18 protein-coding genes and 1 other RNA gene are annotated in these 21,781 nt (G+C 67.0%); 17 read left to right on the forward strand and 2 right to left on the reverse strand.

Going from position 1 to position 21,781, the window contains the following annotated elements; all coding sequences use genetic code 11:
• Positions 1-310 precede the first annotated feature (310 nt).
• The 3 genes from U6115_RS02630 to U6115_RS02640 all read left to right on the forward strand — a co-directional run bounded on the left by U6115_RS02630 (position 311) and on the right by U6115_RS02640 (position 1,753).
• Positions 311-568: a hypothetical protein gene (locus tag U6115_RS02630; RefSeq protein ID WP_043578210.1), complete on the forward strand. Its 258-nt coding sequence runs from the start codon at positions 311-313 to the stop codon at positions 566-568.
• 120 nt (positions 569-688) lie between these two features.
• The gene (locus U6115_RS02635) at positions 689-1,129 is read left to right on the forward strand and encodes a MarR family transcriptional regulator (RefSeq protein WP_197465949.1); all 441 of its coding nucleotides are present in this window, start codon (positions 689-691) and stop codon (positions 1,127-1,129) included.
• Between the two features lie 51 nt (positions 1,130-1,180).
• Positions 1,181-1,753 (forward strand): cysteine hydrolase family protein, encoded by a 573-nt coding sequence (locus tag U6115_RS02640; RefSeq protein WP_043578213.1) that lies wholly within the window; start codon positions 1,181-1,183, stop codon positions 1,751-1,753.
• A 13-nt stretch (positions 1,754-1,766) separates the two neighbouring features.
• On the opposite strand, the gene U6115_RS02645 is transcribed toward U6115_RS02640, so the two are convergent.
• On the reverse strand, positions 1,767-4,925 hold the full coding sequence (locus tag U6115_RS02645) for a bifunctional diguanylate cyclase/phosphodiesterase (RefSeq protein ID WP_043578215.1): 3,159 nt from the start codon (positions 4,923-4,925) through the stop codon (positions 1,767-1,769).
• Between the two features lie 106 nt (positions 4,926-5,031).
• Between U6115_RS02645 and rnpB the strand changes: the two genes are divergently transcribed.
• The 9 genes from rnpB (at position 5,032) to yedA (ending at position 12,857) form a co-directional block, all read left to right on the forward strand.
• Positions 5,032-5,492: RNase P RNA component class A (gene rnpB, locus U6115_RS02650), an RNA gene on the forward strand.
• A gap of 127 nt (positions 5,493-5,619) precedes the next feature.
• Positions 5,620-6,684 carry a tRNA dihydrouridine synthase DusB gene (gene dusB / locus U6115_RS02655; RefSeq protein WP_047237098.1) on the forward strand — a complete coding sequence of 355 codons (1,065 nt, stop codon included), beginning with the start codon at positions 5,620-5,622 and terminating at the stop codon, positions 6,682-6,684.
• A 61-nt stretch (positions 6,685-6,745) separates the two neighbouring features.
• The gene (locus U6115_RS02660) at positions 6,746-6,982 is read left to right on the forward strand and encodes a helix-turn-helix domain-containing protein (RefSeq protein WP_043578218.1); all 237 of its coding nucleotides are present in this window, start codon (positions 6,746-6,748) and stop codon (positions 6,980-6,982) included.
• 143 nt (positions 6,983-7,125) lie between these two features.
• Entirely contained in the window at positions 7,126-8,703 is a 1,578-nt protein-coding gene (gene purH, locus U6115_RS02665) for a bifunctional phosphoribosylaminoimidazolecarboxamide formyltransferase/IMP cyclohydrolase (RefSeq protein WP_043578220.1), read from the forward strand.
• Between the two features lie 138 nt (positions 8,704-8,841).
• Positions 8,842-10,119 (forward strand): phosphoribosylamine--glycine ligase, encoded by a 1,278-nt coding sequence (gene purD / locus U6115_RS02670; RefSeq protein WP_043578223.1) that lies wholly within the window; start codon positions 8,842-8,844, stop codon positions 10,117-10,119.
• 167 nt (positions 10,120-10,286) lie between these two features.
• Positions 10,287-10,508: a hypothetical protein gene (locus U6115_RS02675; RefSeq protein WP_146008388.1), complete on the forward strand. Its 222-nt coding sequence runs from the start codon at positions 10,287-10,289 to the stop codon at positions 10,506-10,508.
• 147 nt (positions 10,509-10,655) lie between these two features.
• Positions 10,656-11,237: an L-threonylcarbamoyladenylate synthase gene (locus tag U6115_RS02680; protein WP_172670391.1), complete on the forward strand. Its 582-nt coding sequence runs from the start codon at positions 10,656-10,658 to the stop codon at positions 11,235-11,237.
• Between the two features lie 26 nt (positions 11,238-11,263).
• A complete protein-coding gene (gene tolQ / locus U6115_RS02685; RefSeq protein WP_043578225.1) occupies positions 11,264-11,932 on the forward strand; it encodes a protein TolQ in 669 nt (222 codons plus the stop codon).
• 61 nt (positions 11,933-11,993) lie between these two features.
• Positions 11,994-12,857 (forward strand): drug/metabolite exporter YedA, encoded by an 864-nt coding sequence (gene yedA / locus U6115_RS02690; RefSeq protein ID WP_043578227.1) that lies wholly within the window; start codon positions 11,994-11,996, stop codon positions 12,855-12,857.
• 46 nt (positions 12,858-12,903) lie between these two features.
• On the opposite strand, the gene U6115_RS02695 is transcribed toward yedA, so the two are convergent.
• On the reverse strand, positions 12,904-14,049 hold the full coding sequence (locus tag U6115_RS02695) for a lytic polysaccharide monooxygenase (protein WP_043578230.1): 1,146 nt from the start codon (positions 14,047-14,049) through the stop codon (positions 12,904-12,906).
• Between the two features lie 428 nt (positions 14,050-14,477).
• On the opposite strand from U6115_RS02695, the gene U6115_RS02700 reads away from it, so the two are divergent.
• The 5 genes from U6115_RS02700 to nagE all read left to right on the forward strand — a co-directional run bounded on the left by U6115_RS02700 (position 14,478) and on the right by nagE (position 21,652).
• Positions 14,478-15,212, forward strand: coding sequence for a GntR family transcriptional regulator (locus tag U6115_RS02700; protein ID WP_043578231.1), 735 nt, complete (start codon positions 14,478-14,480; stop codon positions 15,210-15,212).
• Complete coding sequence (nagA, locus tag U6115_RS02705) at positions 15,209-16,330, forward strand: N-acetylglucosamine-6-phosphate deacetylase (RefSeq protein WP_043578235.1); 1,122 nt, start codon at positions 15,209-15,211, stop codon at positions 16,328-16,330. The genes U6115_RS02700 and nagA overlap by 4 nt, the downstream gene beginning before the upstream one ends.
• Complete coding sequence (locus tag U6115_RS02710; RefSeq protein ID WP_076097999.1) at positions 16,311-17,333, forward strand: SIS domain-containing protein; 1,023 nt, start codon at positions 16,311-16,313, stop codon at positions 17,331-17,333. The genes nagA and U6115_RS02710 overlap by 20 nt, the downstream gene beginning before the upstream one ends.
• A 67-nt stretch (positions 17,334-17,400) precedes the next feature.
• Positions 17,401-19,893: a phosphoenolpyruvate--protein phosphotransferase gene (gene ptsP, locus U6115_RS02715; RefSeq protein WP_043578244.1), complete on the forward strand. Its 2,493-nt coding sequence runs from the start codon at positions 17,401-17,403 to the stop codon at positions 19,891-19,893.
• An 82-nt stretch (positions 19,894-19,975) separates the two neighbouring features.
• Positions 19,976-21,652, forward strand: coding sequence for an N-acetylglucosamine-specific PTS transporter subunit IIBC (nagE, locus tag U6115_RS02720; protein ID WP_043578247.1), 1,677 nt, complete (start codon positions 19,976-19,978; stop codon positions 21,650-21,652).
• Positions 21,653-21,781 lie beyond the last annotated feature (129 nt).

The following is a 21,781-nucleotide window of genomic DNA, read 5'->3' on the forward strand; positions in this document are numbered from 1 at the left end:
GCGCACATTTTTATTTTTTTGTGTGCGTAAATTGCAAATTTTATGGCATTGAGATTAATTTGCCTGATATCGTATGCCTGTCGAGCGAAGGTCGGGATGGCCAAGCCGCGAGACGCCATTTTGGTCATGACTGGGCTGTCTATTGCAGAGACAAGTAGGTAGTGTTGGAATTGTCTTAGTATTGATTGACATTGGCATGTTTGACGGTGGTTGAGTATCGCGTGTGTAAGCAATCGGATGCCGCGCCGGGTGGATGTTTGGCCTGGCGCGGCGTCTGCTCCGATGAGTTATCGAGTTGAGGTGGCATTAGATGGCATCAACACATCTGGTTCAGAGAATAGAGGACGATGATTTCGCCTTGGACACGATACAGGGCAAGCGCGTCCTGGTGACTTGTCCATCCATCTTGGGCGAGAAGGGGTCGGACTGGGAGGGCGCGGCCATTTTCGGACGCGATTATCTGGTTGAGTTGCTGGCGCTGGGCCTGGCTTACAGGGTATTGAATTTCGCCGATGTGAAGATCGCGATGCTGAAGGCCGGCGAGCACGTGGCGACGCAGAGGGCATGATGGGTACGGACCGTCTGCCGGCGGCGTGACGGTCCGCTGGGCAATCGGCCTGGGCCTGGCTTCCTCGGGGCCTTTTTCGGTAAAATTGCTATAATTGAATAGCTATGTAATAGTAGATAAATGATGAAAGACGATAGCGCCCACATCGCCGAGGCGACCCGGCTGCGGATGCAGCTGATGACGATGACGCGCCGCTTGCGCCAGCAGGCGAGCCAGGATGTGCTGCCTTTCGGCTTGCTGGCGGTGCTGGGCGCGATAGACCGCGCCGGCGGAGAGGCGACGCCCACCGAGCTGGCGCGCGGCGAAAGCCTGCGCTCGTCCAATCTGGCCGGGCTGCTGCGCGAGTTGGAGGGCGGCGGGCTGATTCGCCGCCTGCCTGATCCGGAGGATGGCCGGCGGGTGCGCGTGCAGTTGTCGGCGGCAGGCGCCGCGGCCTTGCAGCGCAATCGCCAGCTGCGCGATGGCTGGCTGCAGGCGCGGCTGGATGGACTGGGCGACGCCGACCGCGCGCTGCTGCTGCGCGCCGGCGCCTTGCTGGAGCGGCTGGCGCGCGAGGATTGACAGGGCGGCGGTCCTTCGCCGCCGCGATCGAGAGTATTCGGAGAGTGAACCATGAAAACCGCGCTGCTGACGCTGGACTACATCATCGACATCATGCACCCGACGGGCAAGACGGCGCGCTGCGCCGGCCATGCCGCCGAGCGCGGCGTGATCGCGGCGGCCAACCGCGCCATCGCGCTGGCGCGCCGGCAGGGCTGGCCGATCATCCATGTCAAGGTGGGGTTTTCGCCGAATTACGCCGAAATGCCGGAGGGATCGGCCATCTTCAGCCGCGCCCAGGCGCTGCAGGCGCTGAACCTGGCCGGGCCGGGCACCGATTTCCATCCGGAGCTGGATGTGGCGCCGGAAGACGCGGTGGTGGTGAAGCACCGCATCAGCCCGTTTTACGCCACCGGCCTGGAGGCGGTGCTGCGGGCGCAGCGCGTCGAGCGGCTGGTGATCGCCGGCGTCAGCAGCACCTGGGCGGTGCAGGCGGCGGCGCGCGACGCGCACGACCGCGACTACCGGGTGCTGGTGCTGGAGCCGGCCTGCGCGGCGGCCAATGAGGACGAACACCAGATGTCGATGAAGCAGCTGGCGGCCATCGCCGGCATCATTGACCAGGCGCAGCTGGAAGCGCTGTGACGCCTGCCGGCGGCTAGGCCGGCTGCAGCGGTTGCTGGGCCTCCAGCCGCCGCGTCATCAATTCTTCGGCCAGCGGGGTGCCCAGCAGGTAGCCCTGCATCGCCTCGCAGCCCAGCGTTTCCAGGAAGTGCTGCTGGGTTTCGTTTTCCACGCCTTCCGCCAGCGTTTCCATGCCCAGCGCGCCGGCCAGGTGGATGATGGCGCTGACGATGGCGGCGTTTTCCTCGTCGCCGGGCAGGTCGGTGATGAAGGAGCGGTCTATCTTCACCGTGTCCGGCGCGAAGCGCTTCAGGTAGGCCAGGCTGGAATAGCCGGTGCCGAAGTCGTCCACCGACAGCCGCACCCCCATCGCCTTGATCACCGCCAGCTGGCGCGAGGCCAGGTCGGCGTCGGCCATCAGCGTGCTTTCCGTCACCTCCAGCTCCAGGCAGTGGCCGGGCAGGCTGTTCTTCTGCAGCGCGTCGCGCACGTCGTCGATGAAGTCGTGGCGCATCAGCTGGTGGGCGGACACGTTGACCGCCACCCGGATCGGCCCCAGGCCGTCGCGCAGCCACTGGCTGGCCTGGCGGCAGGCTTCGTTCAGCACCCAGCGCCCCAGCGGCACGATCAGGCCGGTGTCTTCCGCCACCGGGATGAAGCGGCCGGGCATGATCAGGCCCTCGTCCGGATCGCGCCAGCGCAGCAGCGCTTCGCAGCCCAGCAGGCGGTTGCCGGCCATGTCGTATTGCGGCTGGTACACCAGGTACAGCTGCTGCTGCTCCATCGCCCGCCGCAGCCGGTTTTCCATCAACAGCCGCTCCGCCACCTGGGTATTCATCTCGCGGGTGTAGAAGCGGAAGGTGTTCCGGCCGTGCGCCTTGGCGTGGTACATCGCCAGGTCGGCGTTCATCAGCAGGTTCTGGATGTCGCTGCCGTCGTCCGGCATCAGGCTGATGCCTATGCTGCAACTGACCACCAGCGAGTGCTCGCCGATCTGGAACGGCTGCTGCAGCGTGCGCAGGATGCGTTCGGCGATCTGCGCCGCCTCGCTCGGCTGATTGATCGCCGGCAGGATCAGCACGAATTCGTCGCCGCCGGTGCGGCCGACGGTGTCGAGGCCGCGCACCGCGCCGGCCAGCCGCCGCGCCACTTCCTTCAGCAGTTCGTCGCCGGCGCTGTGGCCCAGCGTGTCGTTGATGTTCTTGAAGTGGTCGAGGTCGACGAACAGCACCGCCAGCTGGTTGTGCTGCAGCTCGGCCTGGCGTATCGCCTGGTGCAGGCGGTCGTTGACCAGCACGCGGTTGGGCAGGTCGGTCAGCGCGTCGTATTCCGCCATGTGCTGCACCCGGGCCTCCTGCTCCTTGCGTTCGGAAATGTCGGTGAACAGCGCGACGAAGTGGCTGATCGCGCCCTGGGCGTCCTGCAGCACGCTGATGTTGACCCAGCACGGGAAGTGTTCGCCGTTCTTGCGCTGGTTCCAGATTTCCCCGGCCCATTGGCCGCGCTGGCGCAGGGTCTGCCACAGCTGCTGGAAGAAGGCGGGCTCGTGGCGGCCGGAGAACAGCAGCGATGGTTTGCGGCCCAGCACTTCGTCCTCGCTGTAGCCGGTGATGTGGCAGAAGGCGCGGTTGACGGTGAGGATGCGGTTGTCCGGGTCGGAGATCAGGATGGCTTCGTTGCTGGATTCGAACACCTGGGCGGCCAGCCTCAGCTGGCGCTCGGTCTGGCGGCGGCCGCTGATGTCGCGCGCGGTGGCGCACAGATAGCTGTCGCCCTGATAGCGCAGCTGGTTGACGGTGATTTCCAGGAACAGCTCGCCGTCGTCGCCGTCGTGGCGGGTTTCGAAAGTCAGCGGGAAGGCGCCGGGCGGATGGCGGAACAGGTCGTCCACCAGCTGCGGCCGGCGTCGCAGCGCCAGGTTGCAGTACACCACCTCGCCCTGGCTGCTTTGCAGCGCCACCAGGTCGGTGGCGTTGTCGATCATGAAGTGGCTGAGCTTCAGTTCGCGCGCCTGCTCCTTCAGCGACAGGTGGCTTTGCGCCAGATCGTGCTGGTAGCGCCGCACCAGCGCGCTGACCCAGCGCACGAAATACCAGCACAGCAGGCCGGCGCACAGCATCGCCACCAGCGTCATGCCCAGCGTGGCGACGATGCGCTCGGCCAGCCGGCTTTTCAGCCGCTGCGCGGCGCGCAGGCCGTCGTCCTGTATCGTCTGCACCCGCAGGCTGGTGACCAGGGTCCAGTCCCAGCCCGGCAGCTGGCGGGTGTAGGCGAGATAGGATTCGGCGGCGGCGCCGGCCTCGTCCTGGCGGCTGTATTCGAGGAAGCCGCCGTGCTTGCCGCGCTGGATCAGCTGCAGCGCGCGGTCGCGCTCGGCCGCCGGCAGCGTCTGGTAGGATTTGCCGACCAGCGACGGCCGGGTCGGATAGAGGCGGATCACGCCCTGGCGGTCGATGATCATCAATTCGCCGCCGTCCTGGCCGAAGCGCATCCGCGCCAGCGTGTCCAGGCCCTGCTGCTGCAGCGCGGCTTCCACGTTGCTGATGTATTCGCCGCTGCCTATCAGCCAGTTGTAAGGCGGGAAGCGGCGGGCATAGGTGATCTTGTCGTCCATGCGGTTGCCGCCGGGCAGATACCAGCGGTAGGCGGAGAAGCCGCGGCCGTCTGGGTTGGCCACCGAGTCGATCAGGCCGCGCATGATGTAGCGGCCGCGGTCGTCGCGGTTGGCCAGCAGCGAGGTGCCTTCGCGCGCCGGCGCGGTGGGCAGCAGCACGCAGCGGCCGTCCAGGGTGTCGATGAAGAAGTAGCCGCGGCCGTTGAAGTAGCGCAGCGGGCGCAGCGCCTCGACGATCAGCCGCTGCGCGTCCTGTTCGCCGCGGCGGCCGTGTTCTCGGCGCCAGATGGCGTCGGCCAGGCTCCAGGCCTGGTCCACCTGCTCCTGCAGCTGGTGGCGGACGGTGTCGTTGGTGCGTTCGCGCAGCGCCGACAGCAGCAGCGCGGCGTGGTCGGTATAGGCCCGCAGGTTGTCGCGCGCGCGCGCGGAGGCCTCTTGCTCTATGTTTTGCCGTCCGGATTGGAAATCGTGCCAGCTCATCATCAGGAAATAGCTGGTCAGGGTGAGGGCCAGCGCAAACACGATGGCCAGGGTGCCGAACAGCTGCAAGCGCGACAGCCTGGCTTGGTTCAACTCCATCACGGTCTCGGGACTTCGAAAAGGGATGGTCAGTATACGGGATTATCCTGAATGTCATGAAAGATTGTCGGGCGGCGCCGGCGGATTTCCGTTAGAATCGCGACCGGAAGTCAGTCAGACAGTCGCCGCGCCCGCAAGGGCGGGGAGGAAAGTCCGGGCTCCATAGAGCAGGATGCCGGTTAACGACCGGGCGCCGCGAGGCGACGGAAAGTGGAACAGAGAGCTGAACCGCCGATGGCCGGACTTGTCGACCGCAAGGTCGACAAAGTCTTTTTGGAGGGCTTGTCCCGACAAAAACCCGCAAGGGCGGATCAGGCAAGGGTGAAAAGGTGTACCGGGAGGCGCAAGCCGGCCCGGACGGGCGGGGCAACCCGCTCGCGGTAAGAGCGCACCGCGGACGTGGCGACACGGACGGCAGGCTAAACCCCATCCGGAGCAAGACCAAATAGGGGGGCGCTAACGCGGCTCGCGTTGTCCCCGGGTAGGTTGCTTGAACCTGTCGGCAACGGCAGGTCTAGAGGAATGACTGTCCAACGACAGAACCCGGCTTATCGACTGACTTCCACCCCATTCCCGCAGCCGATTACTCGCGGCTATCGACTCTGCCTAAAAAATAAGCAAAAATTTTTCCCGCCCCGGGCGAAACGCTATACAATACCGACCCTTCCCAGCCCTTACCCGTATTGAAACTGTCATGCAGATAGGTCCCTACCAACTGAAAAACCGGCTGATCGTGGCACCGATGGCCGGGGTGACGGACAGGCCTTTCCGCATGTTGTGCAAACGGCTGGGCGCCGGCATGGCGGTGTCGGAGATGATCACCGCCAACAAGGCCCTGTGGACCACCGCGAAAACGCTGCGCCGCGCCGATCACGAAGGCGAGGTCGAGCCCATCGTGGTGCAGATCGCCGGCGGCGATCCGCAGATGCTGGCCGAGGCGGCGCGCCTGAATGTCGAGCACGGCGCGCAGATCATCGACATCAATATGGGATGCCCGGCGAAGAAAGTGTGCAATGTGGCGGCCGGCTCGGCGTTGCTGCGCGATCTGGACAATGTCGGCCGCATCCTGGAGGCGGTGGTGAAGGCGGTGGACGTGCCGGTGACGCTGAAAACCCGCACCGGCTGGAGCCGCGAGGCGAAGACCGCGCTGCAGGTGGCGCGGATGGCGGAGAACGCCGGCATCGCGGCGCTGGCGCTGCATGGCCGCACCCGCGAGGACATGTACCGCGGCGACGCCGAGTACGACACGATACGCGCGGTCAAGCAGGCGGTGTCGATCCCGGTGGTGGCCAACGGCGACATCGATTCGCCGGAGAAGGCGCGCCGGGTGTTGGACTACACTGGCGCCGACGCCATCATGATAGGCCGCGCCGCGCAGGGGCGGCCGTGGATCTTCCGCGAGATCCAGCATTACCTGGACACCGGCGCGACGCTGCCGGCGCCGGAGGTGGAGGAAATCCGCCACTTGCTGCTGGGCCATCTGGACGAGCTATACCGGTTTTACGGCGAATATTCGGGCTGCCGCATCGCCCGCAAGCACATCGCCTGGTACACCAAGGGCCTGGCCGGCAGCAACGAGTTCCGCCAGCAGATGTACCGGCTGGAGAGCACGGACGAGCAGCGTCTGGCGGTGGCGGACTATTTTGCACGGCTGGGCGAGCAATCCGATCGCCTGGTTTACCTGGCCGAGGATGCAGACAGGATGGACCACGACCGGGAAGCCGGCGTGGAGGGAGAGGCCTGCGGCTATGCTGACTGAAACCGAGGCATGGCGGCACGGGCTTCCTGGGGACCCCGAAATCTGGACACCAATAATAAACATGCAAAACAACGAACATATCGCGCAGTCGGTACGGATTGCGATGGAGCAGTATTTCCGCGATCTTGACGGCGAGGCGCCGTCCGCCATCTACGACATGGTGCTCGCCTGTGTCGAGAAGCCGCTGCTGGAGGTGGTGCTGATACACACCCAGGGCAATCAGACGCGAGCGGCGGAGTTGCTGGGCTTGAACCGCAACACGCTGCGCAAGAAGATGAAGTCGTATGATTTGATTTGAAGATAACCGGCCATGCCTACCCAGGGATGGCCGGTTTTTTTTGTCAGGCCCCGGCGCGGGGCCGGGCCAGCGGGACGGGTTGCGCGGCAGCCCGACCAAACCGGTTTTTTCGTGTTTATCCATAGCCAAAGCGGTAGAGAATCATGACCAAGATCGAACGAGCGCTGATCAGCGTGTCCGACAAGAGCGGTGTTCTGGAATTTGCCCGCGAGCTGGCAAGCCTGGGCGTGCACATCCTGTCCACCGGCGGCACCGCCAAGCTGCTGCTGGACGCCGGCCTGCCGGTGACCGAGGTGTCCGACTACACCGGCTTTCCGGAAATGCTGGACGGCCGGGTGAAGACCCTGCATCCCAAGGTGCATGGCGGCATCCTGGGCCGCCGCGACCTGCCCGAGCACGTGTCCACCATGGCTGAGCACGGCATCGGCAACATCGACCTGGTGTGCGTGAATCTCTATCCGTTCGAAGCCACCATCGCCAATCCGGACTGTTCGCTGGAGGACGCGATCGAAAACATCGACATCGGCGGCCCGACCATGGTGCGCTCCGCCGCCAAGAACTGGGCGCACGTCGCCATCGTCACCGACAGCGCCGACTACCCGGCGCTGGCGGCCGAGATGAAGGCCAACGACGGCCGGCTGGCCAAGGCCACCCGCTTCGAGCTGGCCAAGAAGGCGTTCACCCACACCGCCGCCTACGACGGGGCCATCTCCAACTACCTGACCAGCCTGGCCGACGGCGTGGTGGCGGGCAAGCCGGAGCGCGTCGCCTTCCCGAACCGCCTGAACGCCCAGTTCATCAAGGTGCAGGACATGCGCTACGGCGAAAACCCGCACCAGGCCGCCGCCTTCTACCGCGACCTGGACCCGGCCGCCGGCAGCATCGCCCACTACCAGCAGCTGCAGGGCAAGGAGCTGTCGTACAACAATATCGCCGACGCCGACGCCGCCTGGGAGGCGGTGAAGACCTTCGACGACACCGCCTGCGTCATCGTCAAGCACGCCAACCCGTGCGGCGTGGCGGTCGGCCCGGATACGCTGGCAGCCTACAAGCTGGCCTTCGCCACCGACACCACCAGCGCCTTTGGCGGCATCATCGCCTTCAACCGCCCGGTGGACGCCGCCACGGTGGAAGCCGTGACCGGCCAGTTCCTGGAGGTGCTGATCGCGCCGTCCTTCACCGCAGAAGCCAAGGCCATCATCGCCGCCAAGAAAAACGTGCGGGTGCTGGAAATCCCGCTGGAGACCGGCGCCAACCGCTTCGAACTGAAGCGGGTCGGCGGCGGCGTGCTGGTGCAGACGCCGGACATCCGCAACGTGACGCCGGAAGAGCTGCGCGTGGTCAGCAAGCGCCAGCCGACGCCGCAGGAGATGTCGGACCTGCTGTTCGCCTGGCGCGTGGCCAAGTACGTCAAGTCCAACGCCATCGTGTTTTGCAAGAACGGCCAGACCGCCGGCATCGGCGCCGGCCAGATGAGCCGCGTCGACTCCACCCGCATCGCCGCCCGCAAGGCGCAGGACGCCGGTTTGAGCCTGGCCGGCGCGGTGGCGGCGTCTGACGCCTTCTTCCCGTTCCGCGACGGCATAGACGTGATCGCCGAACAGGGCATCAAGGCCATCATCCAGCCGGGCGGCTCGATGCGCGACGACGAAGTGTTCGCCGCCGCCGACGAGCACGGCATCGCGCTGGTGTTGACCGGCGTGCGCCATTTCCGCCACTGAGCAGGCCGCGGCCGCCGTGGCCGCGACGGAAACGGCGGCAATGAAACAAGCTTGGCGTTATGCTATTCAGGTAATGCCGAGTGATGGCGTAGACGGGCGGCCAGCAGGCCGCCGTCCGCCCAAAATAGGATCTCACCCATGAAAGTTCTCGTGATCGGCTCCGGCGGCCGCGAACACGCGCTGGCCTGGCGCATCGCCAAATCCAGGCGCGTGTCCAAGGTGTTTGTCGCGCCGGGCAATGCCGGAACCGCGCTTGACCCCAATCTGACCAATGTCGATCTCAACAGCGTCGACGCCTGGCTGGCTTTCGCCAAACAGGAAAAGGTGGACCTCACCGTGGTGGGGCCGGAAGCGCCGCTGGCGGCCGGCGTGGTGGACGCCTTCCGCAGCGAGGGGCTGAAGATTTTCGGCCCCAGCCAGTACTGCGCGCAGCTGGAAAGCTCCAAGGATTTCGCCAAGGCCTTCATGCAGCGCCACGGCATCCCCACCGCCGCTTACCGCACCTTCGCCAGCGCCACCGAGGCGCACGCCTATGTCAACGACAAGGGCGCGCCCATCGTGATCAAGGCCGACGGCCTGGCCGCCGGCAAGGGCGTGGTGGTGGCGATGACGCTGGACGAGGCGCACGCCGCCATCGACGACATGCTGCTGGGCAACAAGATGGGCTCGGCCGGCAGCCGCGTGGTGATAGAGGACTTCCTGCAGGGCGAGGAGGCCAGCTTCATCGTGATGGTGGACGGCGAGCATGTGCTGCCGATGGCCACCAGCCAGGACCACAAGCGCTTGCTGGACCACGACATGGGCCCGAACACCGGCGGCATGGGCGCCTACAGCCCGGCGCCGGTGGTGACGCCGGCGGTGCATAACCGCGTGATGCGCGAAATCATCAACCCCACCGTGCTGGGCATGAAGAAGGACGGCCATCCGTATACCGGCTTCCTGTACGCCGGCCTGATGATAGACGCCGACGGCAAGCCGCACACCATCGAGTTCAACTGCCGTTTCGGCGATCCGGAAACCCAGCCCATCATGGCGCGGCTGAAAACCGACTTCACCATGCTGCTGGAAGCCGGCGTCAACGGCCGGCTGGACAAGGTGGAGGCCGAATGGGACCGCCGCGTGGCGCTGGGGGTGGTGCTGGCCGCCGCCGGCTATCCGGACGCGCCGCGCAAGGGCGACGCCATCCACGGCATTCCGCATGAGACCGACGACGGCGTGGTGTTCCATGCCGGCACCGCGCTGGACGGCGAGCAGCAGCTGCGCAGCCACGGCGGCCGCGTGCTGTGCGCGGTGGGGCTGGGCGACAGCGTCAAGATGGCGCAGGGCAAGGCCTATCTGTTGGCCGACGCCATCGATTTCGCCGGCAAGCAGTATCGCCGCGACATCGGCGCGCGGGCGATAGGCCGCAAGGTCTGAGCGTCTCGCCGCCGTAGGGAAAACAGCGCCATCAGGCGCTGTTTTCTTTCGCGCCGGCTGGTTTTTATGCGATTTTGATGCGCTGGCGCGCGATTTAGATGAAGGATTGATGTCCGGCGACATACATTGACAGCATGCCCATCCGGCATTTCGCAAGGGGTGTCGCCATGTATGTTCCCGACAATGAAGCCAGCCTGCCGGCAGAACCGGAGCCTGGAAGTCGCAGCCGCTTGATGCATTTCCTGACGCACGAGCGCCGTTGCTGGCGCCGCCTGGCCTACTGGCTGAAGCAGTTCAACACCGAAGCCGGCCCGCCGCCGCGCTGTTATGCCTGGCGCGCCGCGCCGGAAGATGTCCCCGAAGACCACGAGGATTTGCTGTTGCATTGAGGCATGGTTCGACACCGGAGTCGGACGATGGCCTGTAGTCGATTCCGGTGTTCCTTCCCCGTCTGTTCGCGCTCAATTCCCGCCTGTGCTTTTCCTCCGTTGCCGGTACAATGGCGGCTTCCCGTTTTCGTTCCGATCCGATCAATCATGAAGTCCGGTTCCAGCCCCTTGCCGCGTCTGCCAGGCAGACGCCTGCAGCAAAGGGCGCGCGCGCAATTGCGCCATGGCGGCGTGATCGCCTATTCCACCGAATCCTGCTACGGCCTCGGCTGCCATCCGCTCGACGTCCGCGCGATACGCCGGGTGCTGGCGATCAAGGCGCGGCCCAATCACAAGGGCCTGATCGTCATCGCCGCCGATTTCGAGCAGATCCGCCATCTGGTCAAGCCGCTGAATGCCGCGCAGCGCGCGGAACTGGAACGCCATTGGCCGGGTCCATATACCTTTTTGCTGCCGGCGTCGCGGCGGGTGCCGCCGGCGCTGCGCGGCCGGCACGACAAGATAGCGGTGCGGGTGACCGCCCACGGCGAGGCGGCGGCGCTGTGCCGCAGCCTGGGGACGGCGCTGGTGTCGACTTCGGCCAACCGCGCCGGGCAGAAATCGCTGAAGCGGGCGCGCGCCTGTCGCATGGCCTTCAAGGACAGGGTGCTGACCTTGCCGGGCCGCATCGGCAAGCGTCGCAAACCGTCCACCATCATCGATCTGGAAAGCGGCCGCGTGTTACGCTAGGCCGCATGTGAATTGAGGAAAACGCCGTGCAACAGATTTCATTTATTAGCCTGATCCTGAACGCCAGCCTGATGGTGCAGCTGGTGATGGCGGGACTGGCGCTGACTTCCCTGCTGTCGTGGGCGCTGATTTTCAGCAAGATCGCGGCGTTGAGCGCCGCCAAGCGCCACAGCGAGGAGTTCGAGCGCAACTTCTGGAGCGGGGCGGATCTGAACCGCCTGTACGAAGACGTGTGCCGCCGCAGCGACACCGCCGGCATGGAGCGCATCTTCCAGTCCGGCTTCGCCGAATTTCTCAAGCAGCGCGGCCGCGGCGGCGCCGAGCTGTCCGACATCATGGACGGTTCGCGCCGGGCGATGCGGGCGGCGGCGCAGCGCGAGCTGGATACGCTGGACAGCCACACCTCCTTCCTGGCGACGGTCGGCTCGGTCAGCCCCTATGTCGGCCTGTTCGGCACGGTGTGGGGCATCATGCATGCCTTCATCGGCCTGGGCAACGCCGGCCAGGCCACGCTGAGCACCGTGGCACCCGGCATCGCCGAGGCGCTGGTGGCCACCGCCATCGGCCTGTTCGCGGCCATTCCGGCGGTGGTGGCCTACAACCGCTTCGCCACCGACGTCGACCGCCTGGCCACCCGTTTCGACACCTATATGGAAGAGTTCTCCAACATCCTGCAGCGGCTGGCGACGCGTTAAGACCCTTGCCGTTTCGGCTTGCATCCGGCATGGTTTGATCTTGGAATTTACGGATCGAACCATGCCTTTTTCACGTCTCGCGCCGCTGACGCTGGCCGCTTTCCTCGCCCTTTACCTGGTCTGGGGCTCCACCTATCTGGTCATCCGCATCGGCGTCGAATCCTGGCCGCCGCTGTTGATGGCCGGCATCCGCTTTTTGCTGGCCGGCAGCCTGGTGCTGGGGTATCTGGCGTGGAAGCGGACGCCGTGGCCGGACGCGCGCCAGCTGGGCGGCGCGGCGCTGCTGGGGGTGCTGATGCCGGCGATAGGCAACGGCCTGGTGACGGTGGCCGAACGCGAGGTGTCGTCGGGCGTGGCGGCGCTGGTGATCGCCACGGTGCCGCTGTTCACGCTGCTGTTCGCCCGCTTGTTCGGCCACCGCTCGCGGCCGCTGGAGTGGGCCGGCATGGGCTTGGGCGTATGCGGCATCGTGCTGTTGAACCTGGGCTCCAGCCTCAGCGCCAGCCCGCGCGGCGCGGCGCTGCTGATCCTGGCCTCGGCCGGCTGGGCGCTGGGCTCGGCCTGGAGCAAGAAGCTGCCGCAGCCGGCCGGCGCGATGGGCAGCGCCTGGACCATGATTTTCGGCGGCCTGGCGTTGCTGGCGTCGAGCTGCGCCGTCGGCGAGCGCCTCGCCGCCTGGCCCGGCGTGGAAGGCTGGGGGGCGCTGCTGTACCTGACGGTGTTCGGTTCGATGATCGCCTACAGCGCCTACCTCTACCTGCTGAAGACGGTATCGGCGGCGGCGGCCACCAGCTACGCCTATGTCAATCCGGTGATCGCGGTGCTGCTGGGCGCGCTGTTCCTCGGCGAGCGGGTCGGCGTCCACGAGATGCTGGCGATGGTGGTGATCGTCACCGCGGTGGTGCTGATCAGCTGGCGCAAATGACGAAAAAACGCCGCTCTTCGGAGCGGCGTTTTTCATGGACGGAGCGTCAGAGCGCCTGCCACAGCGTGGCTTGGGTGGACGGCGTCCAGCCGGCGCCGGCCCAGGCGGTGTGGGCCTGCAGGCAGCGGTACTGGCGGCCCTGGTAGCTGACGACCTGGCCGGTCGCGTATTTGCCGCCTTCCTGCCAGGCGTTGGCGGCGGGCGGCGTCGCGCCGCCGTCGCCCTTCTTCAGATCGACCGCGAAGCTGTAGCCCTTGTAGCTGTCGTTCAGGTAGACGCGGTTGGCGGTGGCATCCTTCACCGGCACGATGGATACGGCGCGCTGCTGCGATTTCAGCACGCCGATGCGGATGGCCGGCGAGGCGGCGTTGACCTTGAGCGCCAGCGCGTACGGCCAGTTGGCGGCCTGGCCGCTGGCGGCGTTCAGCGCCACCGAGTGCTTCTCGGCGTCGCGGCCCTGGCTGTCGAACACCCGCAGCGTGGCGCTGCTGCCGGCCGGCAGGTTTTCGCGCGCGGCGACGTTGCCGATTTCCTTCCACGGATTGGCGGCCGGCGGCGCGGCGTCGCCGCCGCCGAAGCTGACGTCGGAGCACGAGTAGAAGGCCTCCTCGCTGTCGGAACGCTTCCAGACGTTGAAGATGATGTGCTGGCCGGTCTTGCCCTGCGGCAGCTTCAGCGTCATGTGGTAGCGCTTGGCGGCGTCCTGCTGCGGATTGCCGTTGACGGTGCCGAACAGTTGCAGGTCCGACCATTTCAGCGGCAGGTCCGGATTCCAGCCGTTCTTGGTGATGTAGAACTTGAAGTACTTGGTGGCGTGCGGCGCGGTGGCCTTGTAGATGAATTCGTAATTGCCGTTGGCGTCCGGCACGATGCTGGTGGCGCGCCAGTCGCGGCGGGCCAGGTTGAAGCCTTTGAATTCGGCCTTGCCGCCGCCGCACAGCGTGCCGTCCGGCACCGCCGCCTGGTGGTTGTCGCCCTGCGGATTCTGGTTGATGCCGTTCCAGTCGTACATCGCCTGGGTGCCGCCGACTTGCCTGGCCGCCTGGCAGGCGGCGGTTTTCGGCGCTTCCGGGCCTTCCAGGAAGCAGCTGTAAGTGCGGTTGATCGGAACTTCCATGGTGCCATGCGCCCATAGCGGCGCGCTCAGGCAGCTTAGCGTCATCACGGCGGGGAGTTGCCAATGCAGTTTCATTACAAGCTCCTTGTTGTAGTGGTATGCAAATGCACAGTCATCAGCGGGGCTGATCCAGTACGCCAAAACGAGTTGGCGATTTAAAATTTGATGCAAATTTTAAATGCAAGTTTACAAACTGGTATTAATGACGGCCAACTGGCCGTGAGGCCACGCTGGCTTGATTCTTGCAAAGATCGCGCCGCGCCAGTCCTGCGTTCCCGCCTCTCCCTGGCCAAATTTCCACTTTTCCCCGCCATGAATCCGCGCGCTGTCGTTTTGTTGCCATGCGGCCGATATTAAGCGGCGATGATCTGACAAATGGTATTGACGTGGTATTAATGTGGTATTAACTTCCGCAGGGTAAGCCAGCCATTGCGGCGGCTGCGGGATACCGGAGGCGGAAGACTAGGCTTACACTGCAATTTTCAGACCACTTGCAGACGACCATGGAAAACCGCTGGCTGGCATTGAAACCCGATGAAAACCTGAGCACCCCGCTGTACCTGCAGCTGTCGCGCAAACTGGCCGATGCGATCAACGCCGGCTGGTGGCAGGCGGACGAGGCGCTGCCGTCGGAACGGACGTTTTCGGAAGAGCTGGGCATTTCGCGCGTCACGGCGCGCAAGGCGATGGATGTGCTGCTGGAGCAGGGCATGATCCGCCGGCGCCAGGGCTCGGGCACCTTCATCACGCCCAGGCTGGAGCAGCCGCTGTCGCGCTTGACCGGCTTTACCGAGCAGCTGCGGCTGCGCGGCTTCGTGCCGTCGTCGGTGTGGCTTGAGCGCGGCGTGTTCCCGCCCAGCAACGAGGAAGTGATCCGCCTGGGACTGTCGCCGACCTCGATGGTGGCGCGGCTGAAGCGGCAGCGGCTGGCCGACGGCGTGGTGATGGCGATTGAAATGAGCACGATGCCGGTGGCGTATCTGCCGGATCCGCAGGCGGTGGGCACGTCTTTATACGCCCACCTGGACGCGGCGGGACATTCGGTGGTGCGCGCGCTGCAGCACATCCGGGCGGTGAACGCCTCGGGCGACGTCGCCACGCTGGCCGGCATCCGGCCCGGCGAGGCGATGCTGCTGATCACCCGGATCGGCTTCAATGCCGACAATGTGGCGATCGAGCTCACCGACACTTACTGCCGCAACGATTATTACGATTTTGTAGCCGAACTGAAACGATGACCCAGAACCTGACCTTGCAGGGCCGCATCCTCACCGCCTCCGGGTGGATGGACGGCGTCGTGCGCCTGGCGGCCGATGGCCGCATCGCAGAGATAGACGCCAAGCTGGCGTCTGGCCGGCAGCCGGAACGCTATATCCTGCCCGGCTTCATCGACCTGCACGTGCACGGCGGCGGCGGGGTGGACATCATGGAGGGCGGCAACGCCATCTCCCATGTCGCCCGGCTGCATGCCCGCTTCGGCACCACCTCCTTGCTCGCCACCACCATGACGGCGCCGCCGGAGGAAATCAGCCGCGTGCTGGCCGATCTGGGCCGCAACTGCAAGGAAAGGGCGCCGGCGGGCAGCCGGGTGCTGGGCGTGCACCTGGAAGGCCCGTACATCAACCCGGGCAAGCTGGGCGCGCAGCCCGACGACGCCTGTCAGGCGGCGATGGCGCAAATCGACGCCTACCGCGCGCTGGCCCCGATCTCGCTGATCACGCTGGCGCCGGAAATCCCCGGCCATCTCGACATCATCCGCACGTTGTCCGCGCAAGGCGTGCGGGTGCAGATGGGCCACACCCTGGGCAGCTACGAGCAGGCGGTGGAGGCGCTGGAGCAGGGCGCGTCCGGCTTCACCCACCTGTTCAACGCGATGACCGGCCTGCATCACCGCGAGCCCGGCGTGGTGGGCGCCGCGCTGGCGCACGCCGAATACGCCGAGCTGATCCCCGACTTGCTCCACGTGCATCCGGGCGCGATCCGCACCGCGCTGCGCGCCATTCCGCGCCTCTACTGCGTGACCGATTCCACCGCCGCCGCCGGCATGCCGGACGGCGAGTACAAGCTGGGCTCCCACTCCGTGACCAAATGCATGGGCGGGGTGAGGCTGGCCGACGGCACCTTGGCCGGCAGCACGCTGACCATGGACCAGGCGCTGCGCAACCTGGTGAAGATCGGCCTGCCGCTGGCCGACGCCAGCCACCGCCTGTCGCTGTACCCGGCCGACTACCTGGGCTTGTCCGAGCGCGGCCGCCTGGCCCCCGGCGCCTGGGCCGACATCGTGGCGCTGGATGCCGACCTGAATTTGCAGCAAGTCTACGTAGAGGGAGAAGAGATTGGCCTCGTTGATGCTTGAAGAAGCGCTGTACGCCGCCGAGGCGGTGTCCGCGCAACATATGTACGCCGATGAAGGCCTGGCCGCGCTGGGGCGCGAGCTGGCCCGCATCGCGCCTAAGCTCGCGCTGACGGTGGCGCGCGGCAGTTCCGACCACGCGGCCAACTACTTCGCCTACCTGGTGATGCAGCGCCTCGGCATTCCGGTGGTGTCGCTGCCGATGTCGCTGGTGACGCTGCACCGCGCGCCGCTGGCGGTGGAAGGGCAATTGGCGGTCGCCGTGTCGCAGTCGGGCCAAAGCCCGGACCTGGTGGACACCGTCAAGGCGCTGTCCGCGGCCGGCGCGCACACCGTGGCGCTGGTCAACAAGCAGCAGTCGCCGCTGGCCGAGGCCAGCGACTGGGCGGTGCCGCTGTGCGCCGGCGAGGAAAAGAGCGTCGCCGCCACCAAGAGCTACATCACCGCGCTGTCCGCCGTCGCCCGCTTGGTGGCGCACTGGCAGGCCGACGAGGCGCTGTTGGCCGCGCTGGAAAATCTGCCGCAGCGTCTGACCGAAGCCGCCGCCCAGGACTGGTCCGCCGCCATCGAGGTGCTGCAGCCGGCCGAACGCATCATGGTGGTCGGCCGCGGCCTGGGCTTCGCGGTGGCGCTGGAGGCGGCGCTGAAATTCAAGGAAACCTGCGCGATCCAGGCCGAGGCCTTCTCCGGCGCCGAGATCAAGCACGGCCCGATGGCGCTGATCGACGACGGCTACCCGCTGCTGATCTTCGCGCCGCGCGGCCCGGAACAACAGGGCCTGATCGATCTGGCGGCCGAGATGCGCGGCCGAGGCGCCAAGGTGTTGCTGGCCGCGCCGGCCGATGTCGCCAGCCGCGACCTGACGCTGGCGCTGGCCGACGACGAGGCGCTGGACCCGCTGCTGGCGATCCAGAGCTTCTACCTGATGGCGGCGCGCTTGTCCGAGGCGCGCGGCCTGAATCCGGACCTGCCGCGCCATCTGTCCAAAGTCACCTGCACCCGCTGAGCGGGGCGGGTTTTCCGCCGGGACGCCGCGGCGTCCCGGAATAAAAAGAATGGAATAAGGAATCGCGATGACCACCACGCTAGATCTGCTGGCGCCGTTCACCGGCCCGGCCGTGCCGCTGTCCCAAGTGCCCGATCCGGTGTTCGCCGGCCTGATGGCGGGCGACGGCCTGGCGCTGGAGCCGCTGTCGTCCACGCTGCTCGCGCCCTGTAGCGGGACGGTCAGCCAGCTGGCCCGTACCGGCCACGCGCTGACGCTGACCGCCGACAACGGCGCCGAGGTGCTGATCCATATCGGCATCGACACCGTCAAGCTGGAGGGCCAGGGCTTCCAGCCGCTGGTGCGGGCCGGCGAGCGCGTGTTCCAGGGCCAGCCGCTGATCGAGGTGGACCTGGACGCGGTGGCGCGCCGCGCGCCGTCGCTGCAGACCATGGTGGTGATCGCCAATTCCGAGCAGTTTGATTTTCCCCTCCGCGCCGAAGGCTTGGTCGAAGCCGGCCGGACGCGCTTCCTGACTCTGGCGGCCCGCGGGGATGTCTCCCCCCGCGGCGCCGCCGGCGGCCCGGAACGCCGCGGCGAGGCGGTGGTGCGCCATGAGGGCGGCCTGCACGCGCGGCCGTCGGCGCGGGTGCAGCAGGCAGCCAAGGCATTCGCCGCCGACATCGTCATCGAATTCAACGGCAAGCAGGCCAACGCGCGCAGCGTGGTGGCGCTGATGAGCCTGGGGGTGGCCGAAAACGACGTGGTGGCGGTAGCCGCCAGCGGCGCCGACGCCGACGCCGCGCTGGCGGCGGTGATAGCCGTGTTGCAAACCCATAGCGGCGCCGGCCACGCGCCGGCCGCTAGCGCCGCGGCCGCCCAGGTGGCGGGCCGCATCGCCGGCGTCGCCGCCGCGCCGGGCCTGGCCATCGGCCAGGCGGTGCGGCTGGATGCTTTCGACATGCCGCTGCCGGAGCGCGGCGCCGGCGCGCAGGCGGAACGCGCCGCGCTGCTGGACGCGCAGGCGGCGGTGCGCGCCGACATTCAGCGCGGCATAGACGAGGCGCTGCGCCGCGGCGCCACCGCCGAGAGCGACATCTTCGCCGCCCATCTGGCTCTGCTGGACGATCCGGAGCTGCTGGCGGCGGCCGGGCGCGGCATCGACGCCGGCCTGAGCGCCGGCTTGGCCGCGCGCCAATCCATCCGCGCGCAATGCGAGGTGCTGGCCGGCCTGGGCAACCAGCTGTTGGCCGAGCGGGTGGCCGATCTGAAAGACATCGAGCGGCAGCTGCTGCGCGCGCTGTACGGCGACGCCGGCTCCGCGCCCGAGCTGTTCGACGCGTCCATCCTGGTGGCCGACGATCTGGCGCCGTCCGAATTGACCCGCCTGCCGCGCGGCAAGGTGGCCGGCATCGTCACCGCCGCCGGCGGCGCCAGCGGCCACGTCGCCATCCTGGCGCGGGCGATGGGCATTCCGGCGCTGGTGGCCTGCGGCCCCGCCGCGCTGACGCTGCGCCACGGCCAGCAACTGATCCTGGACGCGCGCGCCGGCCTCGCCAATCCGCAGCCGGACGCGGCCGAGCTGGCCGCCGCGCGCGCGCAAATCGAGCAGCTGGCGGCGCGCCTGCGCTCGATGCAGGCGTCGGCCAGCGCGCCGGCCATCACCCAGGACGGCGTGGCGATCGAGGTGGCGGTCAACATCGCCAACGCCGACGACGCCCGCGAAGGCGTGGCGCACGGCGCCGACGCGGTGGGCCTGCTGCGCACCGAATTCCTGTTCATCGACCGCCGCGACGCGCCGACCGAGGCCGAGCAGACCGCCGCCTATCAGGCGGTGCTGGACGCGCTGGACGGCCGCAACGCCATCATCCGCACGCTGGATGTCGGCGGCGACAAGGACGTGCCTTACCTGCAATTGCCGCCGGAGCCGAATCCGGCGCTGGGCCTAAGAGGCATCCGCGCCGGCTTCGCCTATCCGGAGATGCTGGACACCCAATTGCGCGCGCTGTTGGCGGTGAAGCCGCTGGCGCGGCTGCGCATCCTGGTGCCGATGATCGCCGACGTCGGCGAACTGATCCGGCTGCGCGAGCGCATCGAGCAGCTGGCGGTGGAAATGCAGTTGGCCGAACGGCCGCAGCTGGGGGTGATGGTGGAGGTGCCGTCGGCGGCGCTGCTGGCCGACCAGTTGGCCAAGCACGCCGATTTCCTGTCGATAGGCAGCAACGACCTGACCCAGTACACGCTGGCGATGGACCGTTGCAACGCCACGCTGGCCGCCCGCATCGATTCGCTGCATCCGGGCCTGCTGCGCCTGATCGCCATCGCGGTGGAAGGCGCCAAACGGCACGGCAAATGGGTGGGGGTGTGCGGCGCGATGGCGTCCGATCCGCAGGCGGTGCCGGTATTGCTGGGGCTGGGCGTGGCCGAGCTGTCGGTCAGCCCGCGGCTGGTGCCGGAGGTGAAGAGCCTGGTGCGCGGCTTGTCGCAACGGCAATGCCAGAGCGAGGCCGAGCGCCTGCTGGGATTGAGCTCCGCGCAGGAAGTGCGCGGCAGGATAGTGGAGTTGTGGCCCGCCGCCTGAGGCGGGCGTGAGGAGCGTTGCGTGATGTGCTGGTGAGCCGCCGCGAGACAAGACGGCGCCAGATTAACCTGGGAGATATGTTGTGAGTACTCTGAACAAGTTTGCCGGCATCCAGCAATTGGGGCGCGCCCTGATGCTGCCGATCGCCGTGTTGCCGGTGGCCGGCCTGCTGCTGCGGCTGGGTCAGCCCGACCTCTTGGACATCAAGATGATGGCCCAGGCCGGCGACGCCATTTTCGGCAATCTGGCGCTGATCTTCGCCATCGGCGTGGCGGTCGGCTTCGCCAAGGACAATAACGGCACCTCCGGCCTGGCCGGCGCCATCGGCTACCTGGTGATCACCGCGGTGCTGAAGACGATAGACGCCAAGATCAATATGGGCGTGCTGTCCGGCATCCTGTCCGGCCTGGTGGCCGGCGCGCTGTACAACCGCTACAAGGACATCGCGCTGCCCAGCTACCTGGCCTTCTTCGGCGGCAAGCGCTTCGTGCCCATCGCCACCGGCTTCGCCGCGCTGATCCTGGGCGCGGCGCTCGGCTACATCTGGATGCCGGTGCAGAACGCCATCGACAACACCGGCCACTGGATGATAGGCCTGGGCGAAGTCGGCGCCTTCGTGTTCGGCGTGCTCAACCGCCTGCTGATCGTCACCGGCCTGCACCATATCCTCAACAACATCTTCTGGTTCCAGCTGGGCGACTTCACCGACGCCACCGGCAAGGTGGTGCACGGCGACCTGACCCGCTTCTTCGCCGGCGACAAGACGGCCGGCATGTTCATGGCCGGCTTCTTCCCGGTGATGATGTTCGGCCTGCCGGCGGCCTGCCTGGCGATGTATCGCACCGCCAAGCCGGAAAACAAGGCGGCGGTCGGCGGCCTGCTGTTTTCGCTGGCGCTGACCGCGATGCTGACCGGCGTCACCGAGCCGGTCGAATTCGCCTTCATGTTCCTGGCGCCGGCGCTGTACGCGATCCACGCGCTGCTGACCGGCCTGTCGATGGCCATCATGCACGCGCTCGACGTCAAGCTTGGCTTCGGCTTCTCCGCCGGCCTGTTCGACTACGTGCTGGGCTTCGGCATCTCCACCCATCCGTGGTATCTGCTGCCGGTGGGCGCGGTCTACTTCGTGGTGTACTACGGCCTGTTCGTGTTCTTCATCAAGAAGTTCGACCTGAAGACCCCGGGCCGCGAGGACGGCGCGGTGGCCGTTGCCGCCGGCGTCAAGGGCACCGAGCGCGCGCGCGGCTTCATCACCGCGCTGGGCGGCGCCGCCAACCTGAAGAACGTCGACGCCTGCACCACCCGGCTGCGCCTGCTGGTGGTCAGCAATGACAAGGTGGACGAGGCCGCGCTGAAGGCGCTGGGCTCGCGCGGGCTGATCCGTCCGGCCGCCGGCAGCGTGCAGGTGGTGCTGGGGCCGGAGGCCGATCTGATCGCCGACGAGATCCGCAACGCGCTGGGCGCGGCCGCCGCCGCGCCGCAAGCCGCCGCCGAGACGCTGGTGTCCACCGCCGCCGCCAACGGCGCCAGCATAGACAAGGTGCGCTGGCTGGCCGCGCTGGGCGGCGCCGACAATGTGCGCAAGGTGGAGGCGGTGGCCGGCAGCCGGCTGCGGGTGGAGGTGGCCGACAGCGGCCGCGTCGACCAGGACGCGCTGCGCCAGCTGGGCGCCAGCGGCGTCACCGCAGTTTCGGCCACGCTGCTGCACATCATTCTGCAGGGAGACGCAAGCCCCTACGCCGCTGTTTTGCAAGGATGAAACGGCAATTTCGCCAACTCTTGATGTAGCGAGTTGATTACAAGGTCAAATGGGTGGAAAGTGACAGCGCAAGGCACGAGATGGCCTTGCGCTGTTTTGTTTTCCGGGCGCCGCGGCGCGGCCGGCGGC

This window comes from Chromobacterium subtsugae (assembly GCF_035919665.1).
GTDB lineage: Bacteria > Pseudomonadota > Gammaproteobacteria > Burkholderiales > Chromobacteriaceae > Chromobacterium > Chromobacterium subtsugae.